The sequence below is a fragment of the Streptomyces physcomitrii genome (genome assembly GCF_012273655.1).
GTDB classification, from domain to species: Bacteria; Actinomycetota; Actinomycetes; order Streptomycetales; family Streptomycetaceae; genus Streptomyces; species Streptomyces physcomitrii.
In genome coordinates this window covers 439,869-466,174 of the sequence record NZ_JAAWWP010000003.1, presented here as the reverse complement: position 1 = coordinate 466,174, position 26,306 = coordinate 439,869, and the positions used below count along the sequence as shown (strand labels likewise).

20 protein-coding genes are annotated in these 26,306 nt (G+C 69.3%); 10 read left to right on the top strand and 10 right to left on the bottom strand.

The features are described 5' to 3' along the window. Positions 1-174: 174 nt before the first annotated feature. Entirely contained in the window at positions 175-822 is a 648-nt protein-coding gene (locus tag HFV08_RS07825) for a cysteine hydrolase family protein (protein WP_168537131.1), read from the bottom strand. A 727-nt stretch (positions 823-1,549) separates the two neighbouring features. On the opposite strand from HFV08_RS07825, the gene HFV08_RS07820 reads away from it, so the two are divergent. After that, on the top strand, positions 1,550-2,824 hold the full coding sequence (locus HFV08_RS07820; RefSeq protein ID WP_210430017.1) for a phosphatase PAP2 family protein: 1,275 nt from the start codon (positions 1,550-1,552) through the stop codon (positions 2,822-2,824). A 292-nt stretch (positions 2,825-3,116) separates the two neighbouring features. On the opposite strand, the gene HFV08_RS07815 is transcribed toward HFV08_RS07820, so the two are convergent. Next, positions 3,117-3,842, bottom strand: coding sequence for a nucleotidyltransferase domain-containing protein (locus HFV08_RS07815; RefSeq protein ID WP_168537233.1), 726 nt, complete (start codon positions 3,840-3,842; stop codon positions 3,117-3,119). A gap of 100 nt (positions 3,843-3,942) precedes the next feature. Further along, positions 3,943-6,324: a replicative DNA helicase gene (gene dnaB / locus HFV08_RS07810; protein ID WP_312885463.1), complete on the bottom strand. Its 2,382-nt coding sequence runs from the start codon at positions 6,322-6,324 to the stop codon at positions 3,943-3,945. 459 nt (positions 6,325-6,783) lie between these two features. On the opposite strand from dnaB, the gene HFV08_RS07805 reads away from it, so the two are divergent. Continuing rightward, positions 6,784-8,121, top strand: a complete 1,338-nt coding sequence (locus HFV08_RS07805; protein ID WP_168537129.1) for an MATE family efflux transporter — start codon at positions 6,784-6,786, stop codon at positions 8,119-8,121. A 207-nt stretch (positions 8,122-8,328) separates the two neighbouring features. Here HFV08_RS07805 and rplI read toward each other — a convergent pair whose 3' ends face one another. The 4 genes from rplI to rpsF form a co-directional block, all read right to left on the bottom strand. After that, positions 8,329-8,775: a 50S ribosomal protein L9 gene (gene rplI / locus HFV08_RS07800; RefSeq protein ID WP_168537127.1), complete on the bottom strand. Its 447-nt coding sequence runs from the start codon at positions 8,773-8,775 to the stop codon at positions 8,329-8,331. A gap of 18 nt (positions 8,776-8,793) precedes the next feature. Then, on the bottom strand, positions 8,794-9,030 hold the full coding sequence (rpsR, locus tag HFV08_RS07795) for a 30S ribosomal protein S18 (protein WP_003949403.1): 237 nt from the start codon (positions 9,028-9,030) through the stop codon (positions 8,794-8,796). A gap of 44 nt (positions 9,031-9,074) precedes the next feature. Further along, complete coding sequence (locus tag HFV08_RS07790; protein WP_168537125.1) at positions 9,075-9,668, bottom strand: single-stranded DNA-binding protein; 594 nt, start codon at positions 9,666-9,668, stop codon at positions 9,075-9,077. A gap of 77 nt (positions 9,669-9,745) precedes the next feature. Then, the gene (rpsF, locus tag HFV08_RS07785) at positions 9,746-10,036 is read right to left on the bottom strand and encodes a 30S ribosomal protein S6 (protein ID WP_040251303.1); all 291 of its coding nucleotides are present in this window, start codon (positions 10,034-10,036) and stop codon (positions 9,746-9,748) included. A 295-nt stretch (positions 10,037-10,331) separates the two neighbouring features. Between rpsF and HFV08_RS07780 the strand changes: the two genes are divergently transcribed. The 3 genes from HFV08_RS07780 (at position 10,332) to HFV08_RS07770 (ending at position 13,093) form a co-directional block, all read left to right on the top strand. Continuing rightward, positions 10,332-10,664 carry a hypothetical protein gene (locus tag HFV08_RS07780; RefSeq protein WP_246341571.1) on the top strand — a complete coding sequence of 111 codons (333 nt, stop codon included), beginning with the start codon at positions 10,332-10,334 and terminating at the stop codon, positions 10,662-10,664. A gap of 165 nt (positions 10,665-10,829) precedes the next feature. After that, a complete protein-coding gene (locus HFV08_RS07775; protein WP_168537123.1) occupies positions 10,830-11,951 on the top strand; it encodes a lipid II:glycine glycyltransferase FemX in 1,122 nt (373 codons plus the stop codon). Between the two features lie 110 nt (positions 11,952-12,061). Continuing rightward, positions 12,062-13,093: an alanine racemase gene (locus HFV08_RS07770; RefSeq protein WP_040251294.1), complete on the top strand. Its 1,032-nt coding sequence runs from the start codon at positions 12,062-12,064 to the stop codon at positions 13,091-13,093. Positions 13,094-13,252: 159 nt separating this feature from the next. Here HFV08_RS07770 and HFV08_RS07765 read toward each other — a convergent pair whose 3' ends face one another. Next, positions 13,253-14,839 carry a glycosyltransferase family 87 protein gene (locus HFV08_RS07765; protein ID WP_168537121.1) on the bottom strand — a complete coding sequence of 529 codons (1,587 nt, stop codon included), beginning with the start codon at positions 14,837-14,839 and terminating at the stop codon, positions 13,253-13,255. A 108-nt stretch (positions 14,840-14,947) separates the two neighbouring features. Continuing rightward, positions 14,948-17,581 (bottom strand): transglycosylase domain-containing protein, encoded by a 2,634-nt coding sequence (locus HFV08_RS07760; protein WP_168537119.1) that lies wholly within the window; start codon positions 17,579-17,581, stop codon positions 14,948-14,950. A gap of 408 nt (positions 17,582-17,989) precedes the next feature. Between HFV08_RS07760 and HFV08_RS07755 the strand changes: the two genes are divergently transcribed. The 4 genes from HFV08_RS07755 (at position 17,990) to HFV08_RS07740 (ending at position 21,894) form a co-directional block, all read left to right on the top strand. Beyond that, positions 17,990-18,673, top strand: coding sequence for a PadR family transcriptional regulator (locus HFV08_RS07755; RefSeq protein WP_168537117.1), 684 nt, complete (start codon positions 17,990-17,992; stop codon positions 18,671-18,673). A gap of 57 nt (positions 18,674-18,730) precedes the next feature. Next, the gene (locus tag HFV08_RS07750; RefSeq protein ID WP_168537115.1) at positions 18,731-19,813 is read left to right on the top strand and encodes an inositol-3-phosphate synthase; all 1,083 of its coding nucleotides are present in this window, start codon (positions 18,731-18,733) and stop codon (positions 19,811-19,813) included. A 138-nt stretch (positions 19,814-19,951) separates the two neighbouring features. Continuing rightward, positions 19,952-21,241 (top strand): MFS transporter, encoded by a 1,290-nt coding sequence (locus HFV08_RS07745; RefSeq protein ID WP_168537113.1) that lies wholly within the window; start codon positions 19,952-19,954, stop codon positions 21,239-21,241. Between the two features lie 113 nt (positions 21,242-21,354). Next, on the top strand, positions 21,355-21,894 hold the full coding sequence (locus tag HFV08_RS07740) for an LppU/SCO3897 family protein (RefSeq protein ID WP_168537111.1): 540 nt from the start codon (positions 21,355-21,357) through the stop codon (positions 21,892-21,894). Between the two features lie 117 nt (positions 21,895-22,011). Here HFV08_RS07740 and HFV08_RS07735 read toward each other — a convergent pair whose 3' ends face one another. After that, on the bottom strand, positions 22,012-23,487 hold the full coding sequence (locus HFV08_RS07735) for a CCA tRNA nucleotidyltransferase (RefSeq protein ID WP_168537109.1): 1,476 nt from the start codon (positions 23,485-23,487) through the stop codon (positions 22,012-22,014). Positions 23,488-23,891: 404 nt separating this feature from the next. Between HFV08_RS07735 and HFV08_RS07730 the strand changes: the two genes are divergently transcribed. After that, on the top strand, positions 23,892-26,267 hold the full coding sequence (locus HFV08_RS07730; RefSeq protein WP_168537107.1) for a DUF6049 family protein: 2,376 nt from the start codon (positions 23,892-23,894) through the stop codon (positions 26,265-26,267). Positions 26,268-26,306 lie beyond the last annotated feature (39 nt).

The following is a 26,306-nucleotide window of genomic DNA, read 5'->3' as shown; positions in this document are numbered from 1 at the left end:
TCCCCGCCCCACCCTCCACGACGACGCCCCACAGCGACCCCGGCCCGGCCGCTCAGCCCTCTACCCGCCTATTCGCCCATTCGCCTATTCGCCCCGGGAGCGAGAGGGCACCCGAATCCCTCGCAGGAGGAGCAGGACACGCCCCGAAGGCACGGCAGCCGGCACCCCTCTCGGTCACAAGCTGGACGGCAGCCCCAGCCCGCCCAAGACCTCCTCGCTGGTGGCCAGGCCGACGCCTATCCCCGCCAGGTCCGCGAGGCGTTCCGGACCCGCCTGGCTGACGGCATCCGTGACGAGCACGGTGCGGAAGTCGCGCTCGCTGGCGTCGAACAGCGTCGCCCGCGGGCAGTTCGGCAGATTGCAGCCCGCGACCACCACCGTCGTCACGCCCCTCTCCCGGAGCAGTTCCTCCAGCCCGGTCCGGTGGAAGGCGCTCCACCGCGGCTTGAACAGCGCCAACTCCTCGGCGCCCAGGGGCTGAGGCTTCCCGGTCAGCAGGGCAGCGCTGTCCAAGTCCGCGTACCGGCCCCCCAGCACTGCCGGAACCAGCTGGCTGCCGGGGCTCCCCGGCGCCACCAGGCTCAGCCCGCCCTCGACCGCCGCCCTGCGCGGAAGGTCCACATCGCTGTCCCCCGGCGTATAGAGCCGGACGACATGGACCACCAGCCGCCCCGCCGCACGGAACCCGTCGACGAGCAGCCGGAGTTCGTCCAGGACCTGCGAGGTTCCGGCGATCGGGGCAGCTCCCTCGTCGAGGAAGTCGCGTTGCACGTCGATCACCAGGAGGGCCGAGGCATCCCACTGAGGCGCGGTGTAGTCCATGCGCTCCGATGGTAGAGGCGGCCCTCGTAGCGGTGGGTCTCCCTTGTGGGAGGGAGTGGGTCAGAAGCAGGTTCCCCGTGGTCATGGGTCCACAGTGCCGGATCTCTCCGCTTTTCGGGGAGCCTGTGGATAACTCCCGGACGAGGCCTGTCCCGAGAGGACATCGTGCCTGGTCATCGAGGTCAAGCCGACCGCAAGAGGGCTCCACGAGCAGCAGACCGTTCACGCCCACCGGGCCACCGGACTGCACCCCCAACACCCTCCCCGGCAAGGTCAGTCGACAACCCGAGCCCTCACCCACGAGAACCACCAGGCAAGCCCAGACATACGCGGCCCTCGCCCCCTCGTCGAAGCTTTCCTGATCACCCGCGGACGCTGAAGACCCCGCACCCCGAACACGGAATCCGCTGAACCTCTTCACCGCCCGTGACCAGCGAAATCCGCAACCCTCGCCAACCCCCACCACTCCGCTAACATGTTCGAGCTTGCGGCGATCCATCCCATCGTCGGTCCTTCACCGGAGATTCTGACGATCCGGCACGAAGGGCGGCCCTCGTCAGTTGACATCTACCAAATCGGCCAGAAATTGATATCCATAGCAGCGCAGGCGTTCTCGCGAATATCCAACAGAATTAAGCTCGCCGCGTGGCATCATTCGAGGAAATCACGGGCGATATGGTGGACCGCCACGGGCGTGGTAGCTCTGGCTTTTCTTCTCGCACTGGAGATGACCGCCCGCCATTACGGCGAAACGGGGCCGATCACCAACCAGGCACAAGAGGTGATCTTCCCTCCCAAATCAGGGTTCCTCCTGTACGCCGGCATGGCCTTGATGATGGTGGTGCTCACCTGGCGGCAGCGGTTCATCGCCCTCGGCGCCGCGCTCGGCATCGATATCGCCTTCCTGCTCGTGCGATGGGCGATCGGCGCCGACCTGACCGAAGGGCACCCTTTCGGCAACGGCGCACTATGGGTGATCCTCGGATATGCGTACATCGCTCTGACCCGCCGAACCGGCCGGGAACGCGTTCTGCTCCTGAAGGGCGTCGGTCTGGCCCTGCTACTGGTAGCCGGCCGCAAAACGGGCGATACCTGGCTGCTCATCACCTCGAAAACCCGCCCCGCGGTACTCGACCCCTATCTGGCGACCGCTGATCACGCGCTGGGCAATCCGTCATGGCTGGTCGGCCGAATCGTCAGAGCCACCGACCCGATCGGCTCCCATGTTCTGGACGCCGTCTACATCCAGCTCGCCGTCGCCGCGGTCGCCGTCGCGATGTACCAGCTGCGCCACGTGGCCACCGAACGACGCTTCCCGCGCCATCACCTGGTCCGTACGTTCCTGGTCATCGGTCTTCTCGGGCCGGGCATCTACATGATCTTCCCGGTGGTCGGCCCGATCTTCGCCTACGGCGCCGACGGCGGAAACTGGGCGGTGGCCAGCATCTGGCCCGACACACCCCCGCCGATCCACTCCCCGCACCCGATACCGTTCGACGAGATCACCCCCCGCAATTGCATGCCCAGCCTGCACACCGCGTGGGCTACCGCGATTTTCCTGCATTCCCGTAAAGGTCCGAGAATTCTGCGCTACGCGGGCACCTTCTGGCTGGTCGCCACGCTCGGCGCGACACTCGGCTTCGGCTACCACTACGGCGTGGACCTCATAGCCGGTGTCGTCTTCACACTGACGGTCGAGGCGGGACTGCGTGCACTCGAACGCGGCTGGGACCGTTCAGCAACCCAATTGGTCGGCTACGGAACCACGGTCTTCGCCGCCCTCCTGGTCTCCTATCGCTATCTGCCGGAGGAAATGGCCGCACACCCCTGGGCATACGGACCGCTTCTCCTCCTGGCCATGGCCTCGGTGATCTACGGCTACGTACGGACGACCAAGGCATGGGAACGGGAAACCGCATCAGTCCGACTTCCCGAACCACGCCCCGAACTCTCCCTGCCCGAGCCACTGTCCCCCTCCGCAGAAATGCCTGCCGCCCCTTAGAGAACGGGCACGCTTCGACTTCCGGGCTGGACTCAGTCGCGGGAATTGGCAGGGCACGGGCCTTCCGGTGCAGTCCGCGCCGCTCGTCCTCGGCGCCGGTGGCGGACGGCTCCGGCCAGGTCACGACGGCCGGTTCCGGCAGACCAATGCCTGGGGGCGATGCACTCGTTCGCGGCGTCGTCCGGTTTCGGGACGGCCGCGCTGCAGGCCCCCGGTTTCGCCGGCCGGTGGTGACGGTGTGCCATCGGGAGGCCTGGCCGCTCTCCTCGAAGGCGGACAGCTTCTGGCTGCCTCAGACGTGCCAGCGCTGGGTGTAGCCCTCCCGCAGCGGTCCGCCCAGGAGATGGAGCACCTGCTCGGCTGCTGCCGTCAACCGGGTGGGGTCCGCCTGTTCGGCGACAGCCCTGTGTCCCTCCAGGAGGGCCTTGCCGCGTGCCGGGTCCGCGGTCAGCAGTCGGCGAGGCAGCCACTTCCCGATGCCTGTCCAGGCACTGTGATGGGCGGTGAGAAGGTGGGCCGCCTCACGCAGGACGGAGTCGGCGAGTGCCAGCTGTTCATAGCGGTCGGTCGACGGAGCATCTGCCAGATCGTCCATGAAGCTGGTGAGGACGTATCGTCCTCGTTCCCACTCCGCGGGCGTGAGCGGCGGAGGGCCTGCTGCCAGTACAACTCGCGCCTGCTCGCGCACCCGCGCCACATGACCGTGGGGGTCGGCAAGGACCAGTCCTCGGTCATAGAGGAACAGGACAGTGCCTCGGCGAAGGCTTCGATCCCGCTCGAAGTGCTGGGGAACGTCCGCGCGAGTATGCAGGAAGAGCTCGGCCAGGCGGCCGTCGTGGCGTATCACCTCGCGACGGCTGGCATCCCCATCCGGTAGGAGCACAGCCACGTCCAGATCACTGGTCGCGGCAGCACGACCCTGCGCGGCTGAGCCGCCGAGCACGGCGCCCAAAGCATGCGGGAAGCGATCTTTGACGAGGTCCCGGGCCTGTGAGACCAGGGCGTCGGGGTCATTCATCGGAGTCATTCCGGTGATCATCGTGTCGGCGTTCAGGCGAGCGAGCCAGAGGCTGCGGCCCGCCCCCTTCGACACGCGGCCAGGGGCGTCCCGTCACGCCTCACGTCTGAGCCATGTCCACGAACCGTGAATAGTGCCCCTGGAAGGCGACCGTGATCGTCGCCGTGGGGCCGTTTCGGTGCTTGGCCACGATCAGGTCGGCCTCGCCGGCGCGGGGGGACTCCTTCTCGTAGGCGTCCTCGCGGTGGAGGAGGATGACCATGTCGGCGTCCTGCTCGATGGAACCGGATTCGCGCAGGTCGGAGACCATGGGCTTCTTGTCGGTGCGCTGTTCGGGGCCACGGTTCAGCTGGGAGAGGGCGATGACGGGGAGTTCCAGTTCCTTGGCGAGGAGCTTCAGGTTCCGGGACATGTCGGAGACTTCCTGCTGGCGGCTCTCGGCGCGCTTGGAGCCGCCGGACTGCATCAGCTGGAGGTAGTCGATGACGACCAGCTTCAGCTCGTTCCGCTGCTTGAGGCGCCTGCACTTGGCGCGGATCTCCATCATCGACAGGTTCGGCGAATCGTCGATGTAGAGCGGCGCCGCGGAGACGTCCGGCATGCGGCGGGCGAGCCGGGTCCAGTCCTCGTCGGTCATCGTGCCGGAGCGCATGTGGTGCAGGGCGACGCGGGCCTCGGCGGACAGCAGGCGCATCGCGATCTCGTTGCGGCCCATCTCCAGGGAGAAGATGACGCTCGGCAGGTTGTTCTTGATGGAGGCGGCGCGGGCGAAGTCGAGCGCCAGCGTCGAGTTGTGCGTGGGCACCATGGCGCGGGTGGCCAGGTACAGGTGCTCGGGGTTGTCGACCTGGACGCAGCGGACCGGGACGCTCTCGATCTCCCGGACCTCGGTGAGGTAACGCCGGGCTGGCTTCGCCTTTCCCCGCCGCAGTCGCTCGCCGGTGTCCTCGCCTTGCTCCTCCCGGCGTGGAGCGAGGTCCTCGTCCCTCGGGGTGAAGGTGACGCTGTACGTGGGGGACGCGCCCTGCGTACCGCCCCCGGCCTCGGCGGTGAAGCGGCAGCGGTGGCCGAGGCTGGTCACCAGCTCGCGGAAGTCCTCCGCCAGCGTCTTCTCGGCGGCGGTGAACTTCACCGAACCCGCCCGCGCGACCGTGCTCCTCGTCTCCAGGAGGCCCCTCAGCAGCTCCCGGCGCTGGGCGAGGGAGCCGCGCAGGTACCGCTGGGGGATGTGCCTGCCCTCCGGCCCGCCCGCGTGCTGCTGGAGCGCCCTGAGGTCCGCCTCGCCGCCGGGGCCGCCCGCCAGCCAGACCCCCAGGGCGCGGGGAGCGACGGGGAGGTCCTGCTCGGGCAGGTCGAGGGGGGCCGTGTTCGTCACCGAGTGGTTGGCGCGGTCGTCGGTGAGGCAGCGCAGGGTGGCCGCGAGCTCCTTGGTGGTGCGGACCTCGGGGCGGCCGGTCGCGTTCCGGCGGGAGGAGCAGGTGTCCGTGAGCCACTGGTGGTCGGCGTCGGCGACGACCGTGGTGCCGTCGTCGAAGGTCATCTCGTAGCAGGGGCGGCCGGTCATGACCTCCGTGGCGGCGACCACGCGGGTCGGCCGCCCGCCGGCGTCGAGGAGGAGGTCGCCGGGGCGGACCGCGCCCATGGTGGTCCAGCCGCCGGGCGTGGGCAGGGGGGTGTCGAGGGCCAGGGCCTTGCCCATGGCGGGGCGGGCGGCGATGACGATCATCTGCCCGGGGTGCAGCCCGTTGGTGAGGGAGTCGAAGTCGGTGAAGCCGGTGGGCACGCCCGTCATCTCGCCGCTGCGGGAGCCGATGGCCTCGATCTCGTCGAGCGCGCCCTCCATGATGTCGCCCAGCGGCAGGTAGTCCTCGCTGGTGCGCTGTTCGGTGACGGCGTAGATCTCGGCCTGGGCGCTGTTGACGATCTCGTCGACGTCGCCGTCGGCGGCGTATCCCATCTGGGTGATCCGGGTGCCTGCCTCGACCAGGCGGCGGAGTACGGCGCGTTCGTGGACGATCTCCGCGTAGTACTCGGCGTTGGCCGCGGTGGGCACCGTCTGGACGAGTGTGTGCAGGTAGGAGGCGCCGCCGACGCGGGTGATCTCGCCGCGTTTGGTCAGTTCCGCGGCGACGGTGATGGGGTCGGCGGGCTCACCCTTGGCGTAGAGGTCGAGGACGGCCTGGAAGATCGTCTCGTGCGCGGGCCGGTAGAAGTCGTGGCCCTTGATGACCTCGACGACGTCGGCGATGGCGTCCTTGGAGAGCAGCATGCCGCCGAGCACCGACTGCTCGGCGTCGAGGTCCTGCGGGGGCACCCGCTCGAAGGAGGCGGGGCCGCTGTCGTCCCAGCGGCCGTCCTCGGTGCCCCGGTCGTGCTGGTCGTCGCGGCCGCCGGAGCTGTTCCTGCGGCGGGAGGCGGGCAGCCGGTCGCCGGGTCCGGAGTCGGCCCAGGGGCCCTGCACAGGTTGCTCGGAAACGCTCACCGCGCGCCCCCTCCTCTCAGCCTTCGGCCGGACCCGCCGTGCCCTCTTTCTTACGGCACGGCACTGACAAACACCGCACCCGACGCCGCTGGAGACGCGTCGGTTTTGTGCGCCTTTTTCAGCGCCTCCACGGGACGGGTGCCGGTCCACGGTAGGCCCCCGGAGGGCGTCAGCCAATCTGGTTATCCACAGGCGGTGTGGATGAACTGCCTGTTGCTGTGGAGAACCCCTCGAAACCTGTGCACGACCCGGTGGACAGCGCTGTGAACAATGCTCAGCCCTTGCCGCCACACCGCCTCTGAGCTGGTATTTCTTCATCCACCGGCTGTGCAGAGAAGAAAGTTTCGCGGGTGGATCAAGATCACCCCGAAGCCCGTCACAGGCAGTGGACAGCGAGGGACAACGTAATAGTCACATACGCATTGCATCGCTTACCTGTGGAAGATTAGATTGGTGCTCATGACACAGGCTCCCGAGACGGCCAAGGCCGGTCCGAGAAAGCACGACCGAGAGATCATCGCGCTGGCCGTTCCCGCCTTCGGAGCGCTCGTCGCCGAACCGCTCTTCGTGATGGCCGACAGTGCGATCGTCGGGCATCTGGGCACCGCCCAACTCGCCGGACTCGGCATCGCCTCCAGCGTGCTGACCACCGGGGTGAGCATCTTCGTCTTCCTCGCCTACGCCACGACCGCCGCCGTCGCCCGCCGGGTCGGCGCCGGCGATCTGCGCGCCGCCATCCGCCAGGGCATGGACGGCATCTGGCTCGCCCTGCTGCTCGGGGCCGCCGTCACCGCGCTGCTGATGCCCACGGCCTCCGCCTTCATGGACGTCTTCGGCGCCTCGGACACCGCGGCGCCCTATGCGGCCACCTATCTGCGCGTCTCCGCCCTCGGCATCCCCGCGATGCTCGTCGTGCTGGCCGCCACCGGCGTGCTGCGCGGTCTCCAGAACACCAGGACCCCGCTCTACGTGGCCGTGGGAGGCTTCCTCGCCAACGCCGTCCTCAATGTCGTCCTCGTCTACGGCCTGGATCTCGGTATCGCCGGTTCGGCCTGGGGCACCGTCACCGCCCAGTGGGGCATGGCCGCGGTCTATCTGTTCGTCGTCGTACGCGGTGCCCGGGCGCACGGTGCCTCGCTGCGGCCCGATGCCGCCGGGATACGCGCCAGCGCCCAGGCCGGGGCGCCGCTGCTGATCCGTACCCTCTCCCTGCGCGGCATCCTGGTGATCGCCACCGCCGTGGCCGCCCGACTCGGGGACGCGGACATCGCCGCCCACCAGATCGTGCTCGGCCTCTGGAGCCTGCTCGCCTTCGCCCTGGATGCCATCGCCATCGCGGGGCAGGCCATCATCGGCCGTTACCTCGGGGCGAACGACGCCGAGGGTGCCCGGGAGGCCTGCCGTCGGATGGTCCAGTGGGGGATCGCCTCCGGGATCGTCCTCGGCCTGCTCGTCGTCCTCACGCGTCCCCTGTTCATCCCCCTCTTCAGCAGCGACTCCGCGGTCCAGGACGCCGCCCTTCCCGCGCTGCTGATCGTCGCGCTCTCCCAGCCCATCTCCGGAGTGGTCTTCGTCCTCGACGGTGTCCTGATGGGAGCGGGCGACGGCCGCTATCTCGCCTGGGCCATGGTGCCGACCCTGGCCGCCTTCACCCCGCTCGCCCTCCTGCTCCCGGTGTGGGGCGGTGGCCTGACGGCGCTCTGGGGCCTGATGGTCTTCACCATGGTGCTACGGATGACGGCACTCTGGCTGCGCAGCCGCTCCGGACGGTGGATCGTCACCGGCGCCACCCGCTGAGGCTGGGCGTTCGCCCGCGCGTCACCCCGCCTCCGCGTGATGTTTCACGTGAAACGGGAGGGGACCGCAGGGCCGAGAGGAGCCTCTGTTTCACGTGAAACAGAGGCCGCTGAACCGGACCGTATGACGCAGAAGGCCGCACCCCCCTGCGGGGATGCGGCCTCTGATGCCTTCAGCTGTGCCGAGCGCACGGCCCGGTCACGGGATTCAGGCGGAGATGACCTCGACGTTGACCTTGGCGGCCACCTCGGGGTGCAGACGCACGGACGTGGTGTGCGCGCCCAGCGTCTTGATCGGCGAGCCCAGCTCGATGCGGCGCTTGTCGACCTCGGGGCCACCGGAGGCCTTGATCGCCGAGGCGACGTCGGCCGGGGTGACGGAACCGAAGAGACGACCGGCGTCACCGGAGCGGACGGCCAGGCGGACCTTGACGCCCTCGAGCTGCGCCTTGATCTCGTTGGCCTGCTCGATCGTCGCGATCTCGTGGATCTTGCGCGCGCGGCGGATCTGCTCGACGTCCTTCTCGCCACCCTTGGTCCAGCGGATCGCGAAGTTCCGCGGGATCAGGTAGTTGCGGGCGTAGCCGTCCTTGACGTCGACGACTTCGCCCGCGGCGCCGAGGCCGGAGACCTCGTGGGTGAGGATGATCTTCATGAGTCGGTCACCCTTCCCTTATCGCGCGGTGGAGGTGTAGGGCAGCAGCGCCATCTCACGGCTGTTCTTGACGGCCGTGGCGACGTCACGCTGGTGCTGCGTGCAGTTGCCGGTCACGCGGCGGGCACGGATCTTGCCGCGGTCGGAAATGAACTTCCGCAGCATGTTCGTGTCCTTGTAGTCCACGTACGTGACCTTGTCCTTGCAGAAAGCGCAGACCTTCTTCTTAGGCTTGCGCACAGGCGGCTTCGCCATGGTGTTTCTCCTGTGTGATCAAGAAGTGTGGGTACGTGCCCGCCCTAGAAGGGGGGCTCGTCCGAGTAACCGCCGCCGCCGGAGCCACCGCCCCAGCCACCGCCGCCCTGCTGCTGGCCGCCGCCACCGGCCGGCGCGCTGGTCGCCCAGGGGTCGTCGGCGGGAGCACCGCCGCCGCCACCCTGCTGCTGACCACCACCGGGGCCACCGCCCCAGCCGCCGCCCTGCTGGCCGCCGCCACCGCCGCCGCCGTATCCGCCCTGGCCACCGCGGCCCGTGGTCTTGGTGACCTTGGCCGTGGCGTTGCGCAGGCTCGCGCCGACCTCGTCGACGTCGAGCTCGTAGACCGTGCGCTTGACGCCCTCACGGTCCTCGTAGGACCGCTGCTTCAGCCGGCCCTGCACGATGACGCGCATGCCTCGCTGGAGCGACTCCGCGACGTTCTCCGCCGCCTGACGCCACACCGAGCAGGTCAGGAACAGGCTCTCGCCGTCCTTCCACTCATTGGTCTGGCGGTCGAAGGTGCGGGGGGTGGACGCGACACGGAACTTCGCGACCGCCGCACCGGAGGGGGTGAAGCGCAGCTCGGGGTCGTCGACAAGATTGCCGACGACCGTGATGACGGTCTCGCCTGCCATGGGGGAACCTCTCGGCGGGGTTGCTGCTGGCTGCTTGTGCTGCTACTCGGTTCCCGAGTCCGCTGGGCCCTGAGGGCTCAGTGGGTCTCGGGGCGGAGGACCTTGGTCCGGAGGACCGACTCGTTCAGGTTCATCTGACGGTCGAGCTCCTTGACGATCGCAGGCTCGGCCTGCAGGTCGATGACCGTGTAGATGCCCTCGGGCTTCTTCTTGATCTCGTACGAGAGACGACGACGGCCCCAGGTGTCGACCTTCTCGACCTTTCCGTTGCCCTCACGGACGACGGAGAGGAAGTTCTCGATCAGCGGGGAGACAGCGCGCTCCTCGAGATCGGGGTCGAGGATGACCATCACCTCGTAGTGACGCATGTGGAACCCACCTCCTTTGGACTCAGCGGCCACGGTCGTTCCGTGGCAGGAGGGTCGTGATGCGTGTGCCACGGTATCGGCCGCCACTGACAACGCCCCCGAAAGGGCGGGTGAGCAGTGCGAAGAGGGTGTTCCGCGGCAGGTTCCCCACGCGCGGCCCCCGGCAGACACCGGTGCAGACGGTAAAGACTACCCGCCCACCCGGTTCCGGTTGAAATCCGGCCGCCTTCGGACGCAATCTGGACGCATCGGGTGTGTACGGCGCTACGATGCGCCGCTTCCGCAGGAGGTGCCCATGGCACACACAGTGCGACGCGACCCCCCGCTGAGCGAGGCCTCCCGGCCCGGCCTGCTCCGCACCGACGGCAGGGCCCATCCCCTCCAGGACGCGCTGCTCGCGGCGACCCTGGTCCTCGGAGGGATCGCGATCATCTCCTCCCTCTTCGACGGACTCCACCTGCTCAGCTCCTGGACCGGACTGCTCGGCATCCTGACCGGCGCCTACGGGCAGTTCGTCTCCGTCACCACCCGCGAACGCTTCGGCCTGATCCTCGGTCTCGGCGCCTCCGCTGTCGGCTTCTACATCGGCATGGCACACGGCGGCCTCTTCGGCGGCGTACTCGGCTGAGCGCACGCCCCTCCCGGGCTCCCGTGCACCCGGGAACCGGCCCCGGTCCGAGAGGGCCGGGGCCAATCGTGTGCGGCCGGACGGGAGCGGGGGAGGGCGCAGTAGGCTTCGCGCGAGAGCCGGAGCCCCTGCCGTGGGGACACACCAGCCCGAGGAGCGCCGCGAATGAGCCTGACCCTGAGGACCATCAGCCGAGAGCAGCATCTGGCGTACGTGCAGAGCCTGCCGTCGGCGAGTCACTGCCAGGTCCCCGCATGGGCAGACGTCAAGAGCGAATGGCGCGCGGAGAACCTGGGCTGGTTCGACGAGCGCACCGGCCAGATGGTCGGCGCCGGTCTGGTGCTCTACCGGCAGCTGCCCAAGGTCAAGCGCTACCTCGCCTATCTGCCCGAGGGCCCGGTCATCAACTGGTACGCGCCCAACCTGGACGAGTGGCTGCAGCCCATGCTGGCCCACCTGAAGAAGCAGGGCGCCTTCTCGGTGAAGATGGGCCCGCCCGTGGTCATCCGGCGCTGGGGGGCCCCGACCATCAAGAAGGGCATCCAGGACCCCGATGTGAAGCGCCTGCGCGACATCGAGGCCGACTTCATCGAGCCCCGCGCCTTCGAGGTGGCGGACCGGCTGCGCCGCATGGGCTGGCAGCAGGGCGAGGACGGCGGTGCGGGCTTCGGCGACGTGCAGCCCCGCTATGTCTTCCAGGTGCCGCTGGCCAACCGCTCCCTGGAGGACGTCCAGAAGGGCTTCAACCAGCTGTGGCGCCGCAACATCAAGAAGGCCGAGAAGGCCGGCGTCGAGGTCGTCCAGGGCGGCTACCAGGATCTGGAGGAGTGGCAGCGCCTCTACGAGATCACCGCGGTCCGCGACAAGTTCCGGCCGCGTCCGCTCGGCTACTTCCAGCAGATGTGGCGGGCCCTCAACAGCGAGGACCCCAACCGCATGCGCCTGTACTTCGCGCGGCACGAGGGCGTGAACCTCTCCGCGGCGACGATGCTCGTGGTCGGCGGGCACGTCTGGTACTCCTACGGCGCCTCCGACAACATCGGCCGCGAGGTGCGCCCCTCCAACGCGATGCAGTGGCGCATGCTCCGCGACGCCTACGCGCTCGGCGCCTCGGTCTACGACCTGCGCGGCATCTCCGACTCCCTGGACGAGCAGGACCATCTCTTCGGTCTGATCCAGTTCAAGGTGGGTACGGGCGGAGAGGCGGCCGAGTATCTCGGTGAGTGGGACTTCCCGCTCAACAAGCTGCTCCACAAGGCACTCGACATCTACATGTCCCGTCGCTGAGCGGAGGCCGGTCCTCTGGCGCCCAGGCGGCGGCGCGGCACAATGTCTCCTGCACACCCCCTAGATTCACGCTGATTCACCGAGCTACGAGAAAGGTTCCGGGACCGGCCATGGCGCTCACGCTGTACGTCGACACCGCGCGCTGGCGGGCACATCACAAGCATGTGCTGGAGCAGTTCCCCGGGATCGTCCCGGTCTGCAAGGGCAACGGCTACGGCTTCGGCCACGAGCGCCTCGCCGAGGAGGCGACCCGCTTCGGCTCGGACGTCCTCGCCGTCGGCACCACCTACGAAGCGGCCCGGATCAAGGACTTCTTCGGCGGCGACCTGCTGGTCCTGACGCCGTTCCGGCGAGGTGAGGAGCCGGTGCCGCTGCCGGACCGCGTCATCCGCTCGGTCTCCTCCGTCGACGGGGTGCACGGACTCGTCGGGGCCCGCGTCGTCATCGAGGTGATGTCCTCGATGAAGCGGCACGGCGTCACCGAGCAGGAGCTCCCGCACCTGCACGCGGCCATCGAGGACGTACGCCTCGAAGGCTTCGCCATCCACCTGCCCCTGGACCGCCTGGACGGTTCGGACGCGGTGGAGGAGGTCATCGGCTGGATGGACCGGCTGCGCGCGGCCCGGCTGCCGCTGCACACCATGTTCGTGAGCCACCTCAAGGCGCCCGAACTCGCCCGTCTCCAGCAGCAGTTCCCGCAGACCCGGTTCCGGGCGCGCATCGGCACCCATCTGTGGCTCGGCGACCACGAGGCCACCGAGTACCGCGGCGCCGTCCTGGACGTGACCCGGGTGGTCAAGGGCGACCGCTTCGGCTACCGCCAGCAGAAGGTGCCCTCGGACGGCTGGCTCGCCGTGGTCGCCGGCGGCACCTCGCACGGCGTGGGCCTGGAGGCTCCGAAGGCGCTGGGCGGTGTCATGCCGCGCGCCAAGGGTGTGGCCCGCGCCGGTCTCGCGACCGTCAACCGGAACCTCTCGCCCTTCGTCTGGGGCGGCAAGCAGCGCTGGTTCGCGGAGCCCCCGCACATGCAGGTGTCGATCCTCTTCGTGCCCTCCGACGCCCCGGAACCGCACGTCGGCGACGAACTGGTGGCCCACCTGCGCCACACCACCACCCAGACCGACCGGCTCGTCGACCGCTGAGCCCGGGGCCCGTCCCGGGCCGGGCACCCTTCCGTACGCCGTTGGGCCCGCCGCACAGCTTCGTGCGGCGGGCCCAACGGCGTACGGGCTTCTGGGCTTTCCCGGTCGTACGGCCCTTTCCCAGGGCGCTCTGCCCTACGACCGGGGCTGAGGCGGGCGCTAGGGACCCGAGGGCCCGTGATCCCATGGGGCGCGCGGTGCGGGCCCGGTGCCGGTGTCCTCGGGCGGAGGCGGCGCGTAGGGATCCGCCTGGCGGTCCTCGGAGGCGCCCCAGCGCACGGGAGGATCGTGCGGGGCGGGCGCCGCGTGCCGCGCGGGGCGGGCGGCGGGGCCGAGCACGAAGACGTCCGGGGCGCCGTCCAGGACGCCTCCGGAGGGATCGTCGTCCCCGGCCTGCCGTACCGGATCGCGCTCGGGCCACAGGATGTCGCGCAGGATCACCGCGCAGAGATAGAGGGTGCCCAGCAGGTGCACCAGGATGACGAAGTGGTAGCCGTCCGTCGGCAGCCCCCGGTGCTTGTCCTCGCTGGTGGTGTAGGCGAGGTACATCCAGATGCCCAGGAAGTACGCGACCTCGCAGGCCTGCCAGATGAGGAAGTCCCGCCACCGCGGCCGGGCCAGGGCCGCCAGCGGGATCAGCCAGAGGACGTACTGCGGTGAGTAGACCTTGTTGGTCAGGATGAACGCGGCGACGACCAGGAAGGCGAGCTGGGCGAAGCGCGGCCGGCGCGGGGCGGTCAGGGCGAGCGCGGCGATGCCCAGACAGGCGAGCAGGGTGAGCCCGGTGGCCAGCTTGTTGACCGTGTCCGTGCTGAAGGGCTCGTCCATCTCCCGGGAGAGGACCAACCAGATCGAGCCGAAGTCGACCCCGCGGTCCTGGCTGAAGACGTAGAACTTCTTCCATCCGTCCCAGGCCAGCAGCATCACCGGCAGATTGACCACCAGCCAGGAGCCGACCGCTCCGCCGAGGCCGACGGCGTAGGGACGCAGTCTGCCCGCGCGCCAGCACAGGATCAGCAGGGGGCCGAGGAGGAAGACGGGATAGAGCTTCGCGGCCGTGGCCAGGCCGAGGAGCACACCGAAGGCGAGCGGGCGGCCGCGCGACCACATGAGCATCGCCGCGGCGGTCAGGGCGACGGCGAGCAGGTCCCAGTTGATGGTGGCGGTGAGCGCCAGCGCGGGCGCCAGGGCGACGAGCAGGGCGTCCCAGGGGCGGCGGCGATGGGTGCGGGCCACGCTGACCACGATGACCACGGCGCAGACGAGCAACATCCCGGCGTTGACCATCCAGTACCAGCGTTCCTGGTGCTGGATGCTGCCGTCGCCGGGAGTCAGCCAGGCCGCCACCTCCATGAACACACCGGTGAGGACCGGGTATTCGAGGTACTCCATGTCCCCGCTGAGCCTGTCGAAGTACGGCACGAGCCCGTCCGCGAAACCGCGCCCCTGGTACAGGTGCGGGATGTCGGAGTAGCAGGCCTTGGTGTACTGGGTGCCGGTGCCGAAGAACCAGCCGCCTTCGTAGCAGGGCGCCTTCTGCACCATGCCGAGCGCGAACATCCCGATCATCACCAGGGCGATCACCCGCACCGGCTTCCACCAGGACCTGCCGGTCAGCGCCCGGACCCCCAGCGGGCCGCCGAGCACCTCGCTCCCGGCGACGGCGACCGCGTCCTCGCGGGTCGGCGGCACCAGTTCCCGCGGCGGCTCGGGGGCGGGCGGCTCCCTCATCTCTGCATGGGACATGCCGCCATCCTGCCGTACGCGTCCGAGGACACGGCGAGGGCCGCCGTACCGAAAGGTACGACGGCCCTCGTTTCACGTGAAACATCGCCGGAGCGGCAAAGGGGGCGTCTAGCCTCTACTGCCCCCGAAGAGGCCGCCGTCATCGCCTCCCGGATCCTCGGTCTCCGGCGGCGAGGGGCTGTTTCCGCCGTCGCTGCCCCCGTTGTCGTTGCCGCCGTTGTTCTGGCAGCGCGGGTCCCAGGGACTGCAGGTCTCCGTGGGGCTCGGGGAGGTGGGCGTCTCGGACGGAGTCGGGCTCTCGGTGGGGGAGGCCGTCTCGGAGGGTTCCTCGGTGGGCGAGGGCGGTGCGGTGGGCGTGGGGGTGTTGCCTACGACTTCGCCGATGTCCGTGGCCTGGGGGAAGGGTTCGGGATCGACGCCGTTCATCGCACCGACCATGTACTCCTTCCAGATCTGCGCCGGGATGTCACCACCGTGAATGGAGGGGACACCGCCGGTGCCGTTCATGGAGAGGAGCTTTCCGGCCTTGGGGTCCGTACGGAAGAGCGTGACGGCGGTCGACAGTTCCCGGGTGTAGCCCACGAACCACGCGGACTTGTTCTTGTCGGTCGTACCGGTCTTGCCCGCGACCGGGAACCCGATGTCCGCGACCTTCTTGCCGGTGCCGTTCTTCACCACGTTCTGGAGGACGTCCGTGACATTGGCCGCGATGTCCTCGTCCATCGCCGTCTGGGACTTCGGCTTCGTGAAGTGCGGATCCGGCGTGCTGTCCTTGATCACCTTGATGACCGAGTACGGCTCGTAGTGGTCGCCGCCGGACGCGAAGCTCGCGTAGGAGTCAGCCATCCGGATCGCGCTCGGGGTGGATGTACCCAGGGAGAACGAGGCGTTGTTCATATTGCCCTTGTCGAAGCTCTCCTCGAGGATGCCGGTGCGCTTCGCCATGTCCCGCGTCTTGTCCAGGCCGACGTCGATGCCGAGCTGCACAAAGGGCGTGTTGACGGACTCCTGCATGGCCTTCTTGAGCGTGATGTTGCCCCAGGCGGTGGTGCCCTCGTTCTTCTGCCGGAAGGGCTGGCCCTTGGCATCCCGGATCGGGTTGCCGTTGCGGTCCTTGATCACGATGAGGTCGTTGCCGTTGTAGCGGCTCTGCGGGGAGATCCCCTGGCCGTCGCTCTTCCCGGTGCCGTACTCCATCGCCGCGGCGAGCACCAGGGGCTTCCAGGTGGAGCCGACCGGCACACCTCTGGTGTTGGCGTTGTTGGTGAAGTGCCCCTTGTCCATGCCCTTGCCGCCGTAGAGCGCGACCACGGCACCGCTCTTGGGGTCGACCGAGGCGCCGCCGAACTGGACGAACTTGTCCTTGTCCCGCTTCTTCGTGTCGAGGAAGTCCTTCTCCGTGCGCTGGACCGCCTTCTCCATCTGCTGCACCTTCTTCTTGTTGAAGGTGGTGTAGATGCGGTAGCCGCCGCGGTCCAGGTCATCGGGCGAGATATTGGCCTGCTTGGCCACGTAGTCCTTGGCGGTGGCCACCAGGTAACCGGTCTGCCCGGAGAGCGAGGAGGCCTGCTTCTTCGGCGTGGGGAAGCCCCCGACCTTGGCCCGCTTCTGGGGCGTCATCCGGTCGACCTCGACCATCCGCTTGAGGATCCAGTTCCAGCGCTCCTTGGCCCGCGCGGTGTTGGCCTCGGGAGTCGCCGCGGAGCCGACGCCGCCGTCCGGGTTGTAGAAGTTGGGGCCCTTGAGCATCGAGGCCAGGAAGACGCACTGCTCGGTGCTGAGCTTGTCGGAGTCGACCTTGAAGTAGGCCTGGGCCGCCGCCTGGATTCCGTAGGCGTTCCGGCCGTAGTAGGCGCTGTTCAGGTAGCCCTTGAGGATCTCGTCCTTACTGAGCTGGTCACCGACCTTGATCGAGATGAACAGCTCCTTGGCCTTGCGCTGCAAGGTCTGGCTCTGGTCGAGGTAGGTGTTCTTGACGTACTGCTGGGTGATCGTCGAACCGCCCTGGGTCTCCCCGCCCTTGGCCATGTTGACCACGGCCCGGGCGATGCCCATCGGGTCGACGCCCTTGTCCTTGTAGAACGAGGCGTTCTCCGCGGCGATCACCGCGTCCTGCATTTCCTGGGGGATCTCTTCGAGGCCGACTTCCTGCCGGTTCTTGTCTCCCCCGGTCGCGGCCATCTGCGTGCCGTCGTCCCAGTAGTAGACGTTGTTCTGCGCCTCTGCGGCGGCCGGCACATTGGGCACCTTCACCATCGAGTACGCCAGCCCCGCCGCCACCATCAGCCCGCCGATGAAGCCCAGGAAGGTACCGGTGACCAGCTTCCAGGAGGGCACCCAGCGGCGCACGCCCTGCTTGCCGGCGCGCGGGTAGTCGATGAACCGCTTCTTCGGCGGCGGTCCGCCGCGGCTCCTGCCGCGACCGGGGCCCGAGGACCCGCCATTGCCGCCCTGGCCGCCGCGGCCCGCGCCACCACCGGCCGCGCCGGCACCTCCCGCGCGGCGGCGGCCGCGGCCACCCGCCTTCGCGGCACGCCGGGCCGCGGCCCGGCCCTCGTAGGGCTGCTCCGGACTGCCGGACGCGGAACCCCCGTACGTACTGCCTGTCTCCCCCGTGGCGCCCGAGGACTCGGGGCCGCGCGGTGCGGCACGGTGTCCCGACGGCGCGCCGGAAGTGCCGCGCCTGGCCGCGGCGCGTCCGCCACCTTGCGGCGGTGGCGGTTTGCGACGGTGCTCGCTCATCGAACGACTACTCCTAGGGCAGGCGCGTACGCGCCTGGTACGGCTGCGGATATCCGGCTTCCCCCGAAGTGCGGGCGCTGCTTCGTAGGCGGCTGCCCGCACAGCACCCGGGACGAGGACGTTTCCCTGACGTCGCACGGTTCCCGGTGGTCTGCATAGCGCCCAGAGTACGGGCCGTCAAAACCCGCCTAGAGCCGAACTTCATACCAAAACAGGCAAGTTGCTTGCTGAGAATCAGGATGTGACGCCGTTCACGAAGGTCCCCCTTGTCGCATGTCTCCGTCCGTTCTATCGTCGAGATGTATCGAGTCGATACATCAGCCCGAGCTATCCGAGCGATACAAGCGGAGCGGTCCGGGCGACCGCGCCATGCGGAACACAGCTGAACAAGCCAGAGGGGAGGTCTCGATGAGCAGACGGTCCGGCATTCTCGAGTTCGCCGTACTCGGCCTGCTGCGCGAGTCCCCCATGCACGGCTATGAGCTGCGCAAGCGGCTCAACACCTCGCTCGGAGTCTTCCGCGCCTTCAGCTACGGCTCGCTGTACCCCTGTCTCAAGACCCTCGTGGCCAACGGGTGGTTGACAGAAGAGCCGGGGAACACGGCCGAGGACGCGCTGAGCGCCCCGCTCGCCGGGCGGCGCGCCAAGATCGTCTACCGGCTCACGGCGGACGGCAAGGAGCACTTCGAGGAGCTGCTCGCGCAGACCGGGCCGGACGCGTACGAGGACGAGACCTTCGCCGCCCGGTTCGCCTTCTTCGGGCAGACCTCGCGGGATGTGCGGATGCGCGTCCTGGAGGGGCGGCGCAGCCGTCTCGAGGAGCGGCTGGAGAAGATGCGGGCCTCGCTGGCCCGCACGCGCGAACGCCTGGACGACTACACCCTCGAACTCCAGCGCCACGGCATGGAGTCCGTGGAACGCGAGGTCCGCTGGCTCAACGAGCTGATCGAGAGCGAGCGGGTGGGACGCGACCAGCGGCGCCCGGGGCCACCGGCCCCGGAACGTCAGGACGCCACAGAGACCAGCGGCGGCCGGACCGCACACCGGGGCGAGAGCTCCCGGCCGGACCCGTCCGAGGACACCGCCACCTGAGGTCCCCGCACCGCGGCACCTCACTCAGGAACACCTAGAACACAGGGAGCAACCGGAATGGGATCGGTTCGTGTAGCCATCGTCGGCGTGGGCAACTGCGCTGCCTCGCTGGTGCAGGGCGTCGAGTACTACAAGGACGCCGACCCGGACAGCAAGGTCCCGGGCCTCATGCACGTCCAGTTCGGCGACTACCACGTGGGGGACGTCGAGTTCGTCGCCGCCTTCGACGTGGACGCCAAGAAGGTCGGCCTCGACCTGGCGGACGCCATCGGCGCCAGCGAGAACAACACCATCAAGATCTGCGACGTGCCGAACACCGGTGTGACCGTGCAGCGCGGCCACACCCTCGACGGTCTGGGCAAGTACTACCAGCAGACCATCGAGGAATCCGCCGAGGAGCCCGTCAACGTCGTCCAGGTCCTCAAGGACAAGCAGGTCGACGTCCTGGTCTGCTACCTGCCCGTGGGTTCCGAGGACGCGGCGAAGTTCTACGCCCAGGCCGCCATCGACGCCAAGGTCGCCTTCGTCAACGCCCTCCCGGTCTTCATCGCCGGCACCAAGGAGTGGGCGGACAAGTTCACCGAGGCCGGTGTCCCGATCGTCGGTGACGACATCAAGTCGCAGGTCGGCGCCACCATCACGCACCGCGTCATGGCGAAGCTCTTCGAGGACCGCGGTGTCCGCCTGGAGCGCACCATGCAGCTGAACGTCGGCGGCAACATGGACTTCAAGAACATGCTGGAGCGCGAGCGCCTGGAGTCCAAGAAGATCTCCAAGACGCAGGCCGTCACCTCGCAGATCCGCGACCGCGAACTCGGCGAGAAGAACGTCCACATCGGTCCCTCGGACTACGTGGCCTGGCTCGACGACCGCAAGTGGGCGTACGTCCGCCTGGAGGGCCGCGCCTTCGGTGACGTCCCGCTGAACCTGGAGTACAAGCTGGAGGTCTGGGACTCCCCGAACTCCGCGGGTGTGATCATCGACGCCCTGCGCGCCGCGAAGATCGCCAAGGACCGCGGCATCGGCGGCCCGATCCTCTCCGCCTCCTCGTACTTCATGAAGTCCCCGCCGGTGCAGTACTTCGACGACGAGGCCTACGAGAACGTCGAGAAGTTCATCAAGGGCGAGGTCGAGCGCTGAACCAGGCGCACACCCAGGCGGACACGGAAGCGCTGAGCCTCCGTTTCACCTGATCCGACGAGGTCCCCGGGCGGGCTGCCCGGGGGCCTCGCTCGTGTACCGGGCCCCGGGCCGATGAGCTGTGTGAGGGTGAGCACCATGGCCGCTGTGGGATCCGTCGTGGGTGATCTGCGCACCCTGCTCCGCCTGCGGAACTTCCGGCGGCTGCTGACCGTCCGGCTGCTCTCCCAGGGCGCCGACGGCGCGTTCCAGGTCGCCCTCGCCACCTACGTCGTCTTCTCCCCCGAGGAACAGACCTCGCCGGGCGCGATCGCCTCCACGATGGCGGTGCTCCTGCTGCCCTACTCCTTCGTCGGCCCCTTCGCCGGAGTCCTCCTCGACCGCTGGCCGCGGCGGCAGGTCTTCCTCTACGGCAACGCCCTGCGCGGGGTCCTCGCCTGCGCCACGGCCGCGCTGATGCTGCACGCCTCGCCGGACTGGCTCTTCTACGCCGCCGCGCTGGCCGTCACCGCCGTCAACCGCTTCGTGCTCGCGGGGCTCTCCGCCGTGCTGCCCCGGGTCGTGGACCGCGAACGCCTCGTCCTCGCCAACTCCCTCTCGCCCACCGCGGGCACGCTCGCCGCCACTGTCGGCGGCGCCCTGGCCTTCCTGGTGCGGCTGACGGTCTCCGACTCCGACGCGGTGCTCGTCCTCCTCGGCGCCGTCCTCTACGTCCTCGCCGCGCTCGCCTCGCTGCGCATGTCACGGGAGTTGCTCGGCCCCGAACCCGAGCTGCTCGCCGCGACCGGGCTGCGCACCGCCCTGGCAGGTACGGCCCGCGGGCTCCTCGCCGGGGTCCGGCATCTGCGGGCCCGGCCCACCGCCGCCCGCGCGCTGGCCGCCATGACGGCGATGCGGTTCTGCTATGGCGCGCTGACGGTCATGGTGCTCATGCTGTGCCGGTACGCCTGGCCGGACACCCCGGGCGGGAACGGCGGGGGCGACCGCGGCCTGGCGATGCTGGGCCTGGCCGTCGCGGTCTCCGCCGCGGGCTTCTTCGCGGCGGCGCTCCTCACTCCGAGCCTGGTGGCCCGGCTGGGGCGCACGGGCTGGATCATCGTCTGCGCGGGGGCCGCGGCCGTGCTGGAACCCGCCCTCGGGCTGACCTTCGCGCCGGTCCCCGTGCTCGTCGCCGCCTTCGTCCTCGGCCTCGTCACCCAGGGCGCGAAGATCGCCACCGACACCGTGGTGCAGTCCGCCGTGGACGACGGCTACCGCGGCCGAATCTTCTCCGTTTACGACGTCCTCTTCAATGTCTCCTTCGTCGCCGCGGCCGGAGTCGCCGCCCTGATGCTGCCGCCGGACGGCCGCTCGACCGTCCTCGTCGTCACCGTGGCCCTGCTCTACGCGGCAATTGCCGCCACTATGGCCCGCTTTGAGCACAGGTAACTGTCACATCAGTGCCACAGACCGGCTCTCGGTTACAGCCTTCGCACAGGAGACCGATAGCTTTACGCGAGTCTTATCCGCGCCATTGCGCCATCGCATGAGGGGGACCCCCAGTGACTACTCCGCCCCAGGGCCAGAACCCGTTCGCCCAGACCCCGCCCCAGGGCCAGCCGCAGGGGGGCAACCCGTACGGGCAGCAGGGCCCCGCCGGTGGAGCCCAGGCTCCGTACCCGCAGGGGGGCCAGGCCCCGTACCCGCAGCAGGGCGGGTTCCCGGGGGCGCCGGTGCCGCCGCCGGCCGACAACCGGAAGAAGAAGATCAAGTTCATCGCCATCGGTGCCGCGGTACTGATCGCCGGTGGAGCGATCATCGCCGGCATCGTCTCGGGTCAGGACGACGCCAACACCGCGGCGGTCGGCGACTGCATGCACCGCGGCAGCATGAGCGACACCAACCCCGACCTGGAGGTCGTGGACTGCGACGGCAAGGAAGCCCAGTACAAGGTGACGGCGAAGGTCAAGGGCAGCTACACCACGGCCATGACCGCCAGCCAGGCCTGCTCCAAGGAGACCAAGGACTTCGACAACTACTACACCGAGCGCGGCGGCAGCGGCGACGACTTCCTGCTCTGCCTCTCGGACCTCAAGAAGTAGTCCTGTCGGAGCCGCGCGTTGTTTCACGTGAAACAACGCCTCTCCGTACAGCAATGGCGCCCATGTTTCACGTGAAACATGGGCGCCATTCGCGTCTGCATCCGGACTCCGGGGCGTTCAGCCCTCCGCCTGCTCCGCCGTCCACCACTCCTTGAGCGCCTTCGCGGCTTCTCCCTCGGGCATCGGGCCGTTCTCCAGGCGGAGTTCCAGCAGGAACTTGTACGCCTTGCCGATGACGGGACCGGGGCCGACGCCCAGGGCCTCCATGATCTGGTTGCCGTCCAGGTCCGGGCGGATGGAGTCCAGCTCCTCCTGCTCCTGGAGGCGGGCGATGCGCTCCTCCAGGCCGTCGTAAGCACGGGAGAGGGCATTGGCCTTGCGCTTATTGCGGGTGGTGCAGTCGGAGCGGGTCAGCTTGTGCAGGCGGTCGAGGAGGGGGCCGGCATCCCGTACGTAGCGGCGCACGGCGGAGTCGGTCCACTCGCCCTCGCCATAGCCGTGGAAGCGCAGATGGAGTTCGACGAGCCGGGAGATGTCCTTCACCAGCTCGTTGGAGTACTTCAGCGCGGTCAGGCGCTTCTTCGTCATCTTGGCGCCGACCACCTCGTGGTGGTGGAAGGAGACCCGCCCGTCCTTCTCGAAGCGACGAGTGCGGGGCTTGCCGATGTCGTGCAGGAGCGCGGCCAGGCGCAGGGTCAGGTCAGGGCCATCGGTCTCCAGGTCGATCGCCTGCTCCAGCACGATCAGGCTGTGCTCGTAGACGTCCTTGTGGCGATGGTGCTCGTCCCGCTCCAGGCTGAGCGCGGGCAGTTCGGGCAGGACGCGCTGCGCGAGACCCGTCTCGACGAACAGGCCGAGGCCCTTGCGGGGGTGCGCGGCGAGGATCAGCTTGTTGAGCTCGTCCCGTACGCGCTCGGCCGAGACGATGTCGATCCGGTCGGCCATCGCCGACATCGCCGCCACCACCTCGGGGGCGACGTCGAAGTCGAGCTGCGCGGCGAACCGGGCCGCCCGCATCATCCGCAGCGGATCGTCCGAGAAGGAGTCCTCCGGGGCGCCCGGCGTCTTCAGCACCCGCTCCGCCAGATCCTCAAGCCCGCCGTGCGGGTCGATGAACTCCTTCTCCGGCAGCGCGACCGCCATGGCGTTGACGGTGAAGTCGCGGCGTACCAGGTCCTCCTCGATGGAGTCGCCGTAGGAGACCTCGGGCTTGCGGGAGGTGCGGTCGTAGGACTCGGAGCGGTAGGTGGTGATCTCGATGTCGAAGACCTGCTCCGTGCCACCGACCTGTCCCGCCTTCTGCGCGCCTACGGTGCCGAAGGCGATCCCGACCTCCCAGACGGCATCCGCCCAGGGGCGCAGGATCTTCAGTACGTCCTCGGGGCGGGCGTCGGTCGTGAAGTCGAGATCGTTGCCGAGCCGCCCGAGCAGCGCGTCCCGGACCGACCCGCCGACCAGCGCGAGCGTGAACCCGGACTCCCTGAACCTGCGGGCAAGATCGTCTGCGACAGGGGAGACCCGCAGCAGTTCGCTGACCGCGCGGCGCTGCACCTGGTTCAGGACACGGGGATTGTCTTCGTAGGCGTTCGGCACAACAGGAAAGGGTACGGGGCGGTGCGGTCCCCGGTCGCCCCGGTCAGAAGCCGCGGAGACGGAGCGGAAGCAGCGGCAACGGCAGGCGGACGGCGTCCGGTGAGCCGGGTCCGCCACCCAGGGGCGTCGGTCCACCCGCAGGCTGGGGTGTGACTGGCTGGACATGTCGGATGTGCCACGGAAAGGCGGGGCACCGCGCAGAGCAGGAGACGGCCCGGTCAGCGGGCGGCCCCGCACGATGTACCCCTCATACCGGGGCACGTCCCCCTGCCGGACGGAGGGGAGAGGCACCGCGGTGAGCCTGGGACCATGATCCCGGGCACGAGGGCACAGCGCGTCTCGTTACCATGCGTGGACGCACATTCCGACGACCACTGACGACACGACGAGGGACGGGCGAGCGCGTGGCCGAGGCGGCAGACTTCCAGGGGACACCTCCCTCAGCTGCCCGTCGGTGGCTTCGGCGCTCCGGGGCCCTGCTGGCCGCCGTTCCGGTGCTCGCGGGGCTGCTCCAGGCACCGGCCGCGGGGCAGGCCCGGGCGGACGTCCCGGCCGCCGCGTCCGAGACCGCCACGGCGGCCCGCGCTCCCGGCACCGGTTCCCGCAGCGTGGACGTCTCCGTGGACGCCCTCACCCCGTCCGCCCCGCAGAAGGGCGACACGATCACGGTGACCGGCAGCGTCACCAACCGCAGCAGCCGCACGGTCACCGAAGGCAGCGTGGGGCTGCGGCTGGGCGCCGCCCTCGGCGGACGCTCGGCCATCGACAATGTGGCCCAGCGCAAGGGCTATGTGCCGGGCCTGGAGGGCACCCCGGTGGACGACAAGTTCACCGAGAAGATCTCCTCGCTGGCGCCCGGCAACCGGCAGAGCTTCCGCATCTCCGTACCGGCGGACGACCTGGACCTCGGTCAGGACGGCGTCTACCAGCTGGGCGTGGCCCTCACCGGGCAGACGGCGGCGCAGCCCTACCCGCAGGTCCTCGGGATCCAGCACACCTTCCTGCCCTGGCAGCCCGGCAAGGCGGCCTCCAGGACGAAGACCACCTTCATGTGGCCGCTGATCTCCGCCACCCATCTGACCGCGGAGACGGACTCCAGCGAGCGGCAGACCCCGGTCTTCGAGGACGACGAGCTGGCCAAGGAGATCGCACCCGGCGGGCGCCTGCAGCAGATGGTCTCGCTCGGCAGCCGGCTGGACGTGACCTGGGTGATCGACCCGGATCTCCTCGCCTCGGTCGACGCGATGACCGAGAACTACCTGGTGCGCGGCGAGAACGGCGAGACCTCGCCCGGTGAGCAGCAGGGACCGGCCAAGCAGTGGCTGAACGAGCTGGAGAAGGCGGTCCAGGGCAAGAACGTCGTCGCGCTGCCGTTCGCCGACCCCGATCTGGCCTCGCTGGCCCACACCGGCAAGCGGGTCTCCGGTTCGCTGAGCCACCTCAAGGACGCCACCGAGGTCGCCGCGGACACCGTGGAGACCGTCCTCCATGTGAAGGCCAGCACCGATTTCGCCTGGCCGGTCGAGGGCGCCATCGATCCCGCCGTCGTCGACGTCGCCACCTCGGCGGGCGCCCGGAACGTGATCGCCCGGGCCGACAGCCTCCAGGACACCAGCGGACTGCCCTACACCCCGAGCGCGCCGCGTCCCATCGGCGGCGGCACCACGGCCGTGGTGGCCGACGCGCGCCTGTCGACCGGTTTCCGCGGCGACATGACCCGGGCGAACAACTCGACGCTGGCCGTGCAGCAGTTCCTCGCCCAGAGCCTGATGATCACGCTCCAGGCGCCGGAGAGGCAGCGCAGCGTCGTGGTGGCGCCGCAGCGCACGCCCACGGCCGGGCAGGCGCAGTCCATGGCCCAGGCGATCCGGCTGCTCCAGGACGGCCGCTGGACCGAGCCCCAGGACCTCACGGCGGCGGCGAAGTCCTCACCCGATCCCGGGGCGGTCACCTCGGTGCCCTCCGGTCGGGCCTATCCGGCCTCGCTGCGCCGCCAGGAGCTGCCGCTGTCGGCCTTCGAGTCGATCAGGAACACCCAGGGGCGGCTCGACGGCTTCCAGGCGATCCTCTCCAACGCCTCCCGCGTCCAGGCACCCTTCGGGCGGGCCATAGACCGCGAGATGTCCACCTCCTGGCGGGGGCGGCCACAGGAGGCCGAGCGCTTCCGGGGCGGGGTCTCGGGGTACCTGAACACCCTCACGCAGAGCGTCTCGCTGATCGACAAGTCCGAGGCGAAGCTCTCCGGGCGCAGCGCGACGATCCCCGTCACGGTGCAGAACAACCTTCTGCAGGACGTCGACCACCTGGTCCTCAGGCTGACCTCCACCAAGGCGACCCGGCTCAAGGTCGGCGGCAGCCAGTACGACGAGCAGCCGGTGCGGGTCTCCGGCGGTCACGCGCAGTCGGTGAAGTTCACCACCACCGCCGAGGCCAACGGCCCCGTCGAGGTGATCGCCCAGCTCTACACCCAGGACGGGCAGCCCTACGGCTCCGAGGTGCGCTTCAACGTCAATGTCACCGAGGTGACGCCGACCGTGATGCTGGTGATCGCGGGCGGTGTGCTGCTGCTCGTCCTCGCCGGGTTCCGGATGTACACCCAGCGCAAGCGCGCCGCCCGTCGCGCCGGGGACGTCCCGCCGGAGGGTCCCGGGGACGGCTCGGACGCCGCCCAGGGCCCCGGCCCGGGTACGGACACCCCCGGGCAGCCGAGTGACCCGGAGCCGGACACCGCAGCGGAAGACGAGGACGCGTCCACCCCGGGTGAGAGAGTGGACCGTTGAGCGATGTCGTGGCCGGTGGGCCGGGGACGATGAGGTGGG

Bases quoted from the DNA above. Each gene is read 5' to 3' on its own strand.
- HFV08_RS07825 (WP_168537131.1), bottom strand. From the start codon at position 822: ATGGACTACACCGCGCCTCAGTGGGATGCCTCGGCCCTCCTGGTGATC.
- HFV08_RS07820 (WP_210430017.1), top strand. From the start codon at position 1,550: ATGACCGCCCGCCATTACGGCGAAACGGGGCCGATCACCAACCAGGCA.
- HFV08_RS07815 (WP_168537233.1), bottom strand. From the start codon at position 3,842: ATGAATGACCCCGACGCCCTGGTCTCACAGGCCCGGGACCTCGTCAAA.
- HFV08_RS07805 (WP_168537129.1), top strand. From the start codon at position 6,784: ATGACACAGGCTCCCGAGACGGCCAAGGCCGGTCCGAGAAAGCACGAC.
- rplI (WP_168537127.1), bottom strand. From the start codon at position 8,775: ATGAAGATCATCCTCACCCACGAGGTCTCCGGCCTCGGCGCCGCGGGC.
- rpsR (WP_003949403.1), bottom strand. From the start codon at position 9,030: ATGGCGAAGCCGCCTGTGCGCAAGCCTAAGAAGAAGGTCTGCGCTTTC.
- HFV08_RS07790 (WP_168537125.1), bottom strand. From the start codon at position 9,668: ATGGCAGGCGAGACCGTCATCACGGTCGTCGGCAATCTTGTCGACGAC.
- rpsF (WP_040251303.1), bottom strand. From the start codon at position 10,036: ATGCGTCACTACGAGGTGATGGTCATCCTCGACCCCGATCTCGAGGAG.
- HFV08_RS07780 (WP_246341571.1), top strand. From the start codon at position 10,332: ATGGCACACACAGTGCGACGCGACCCCCCGCTGAGCGAGGCCTCCCGG.
- HFV08_RS07775 (WP_168537123.1), top strand. From the start codon at position 10,830: ATGAGCCTGACCCTGAGGACCATCAGCCGAGAGCAGCATCTGGCGTAC.
- HFV08_RS07770 (WP_040251294.1), top strand. From the start codon at position 12,062: ATGGCGCTCACGCTGTACGTCGACACCGCGCGCTGGCGGGCACATCAC.
- HFV08_RS07765 (WP_168537121.1), bottom strand. From the start codon at position 14,839: ATGTCCCATGCAGAGATGAGGGAGCCGCCCGCCCCCGAGCCGCCGCGG.
- HFV08_RS07760 (WP_168537119.1), bottom strand. From the start codon at position 17,581: ATGAGCGAGCACCGTCGCAAACCGCCACCGCCGCAAGGTGGCGGACGC.
- HFV08_RS07755 (WP_168537117.1), top strand. From the start codon at position 17,990: ATGAGCAGACGGTCCGGCATTCTCGAGTTCGCCGTACTCGGCCTGCTG.
- HFV08_RS07750 (WP_168537115.1), top strand. From the start codon at position 18,731: ATGGGATCGGTTCGTGTAGCCATCGTCGGCGTGGGCAACTGCGCTGCC.
- HFV08_RS07745 (WP_168537113.1), top strand. From the start codon at position 19,952: ATGGCCGCTGTGGGATCCGTCGTGGGTGATCTGCGCACCCTGCTCCGC.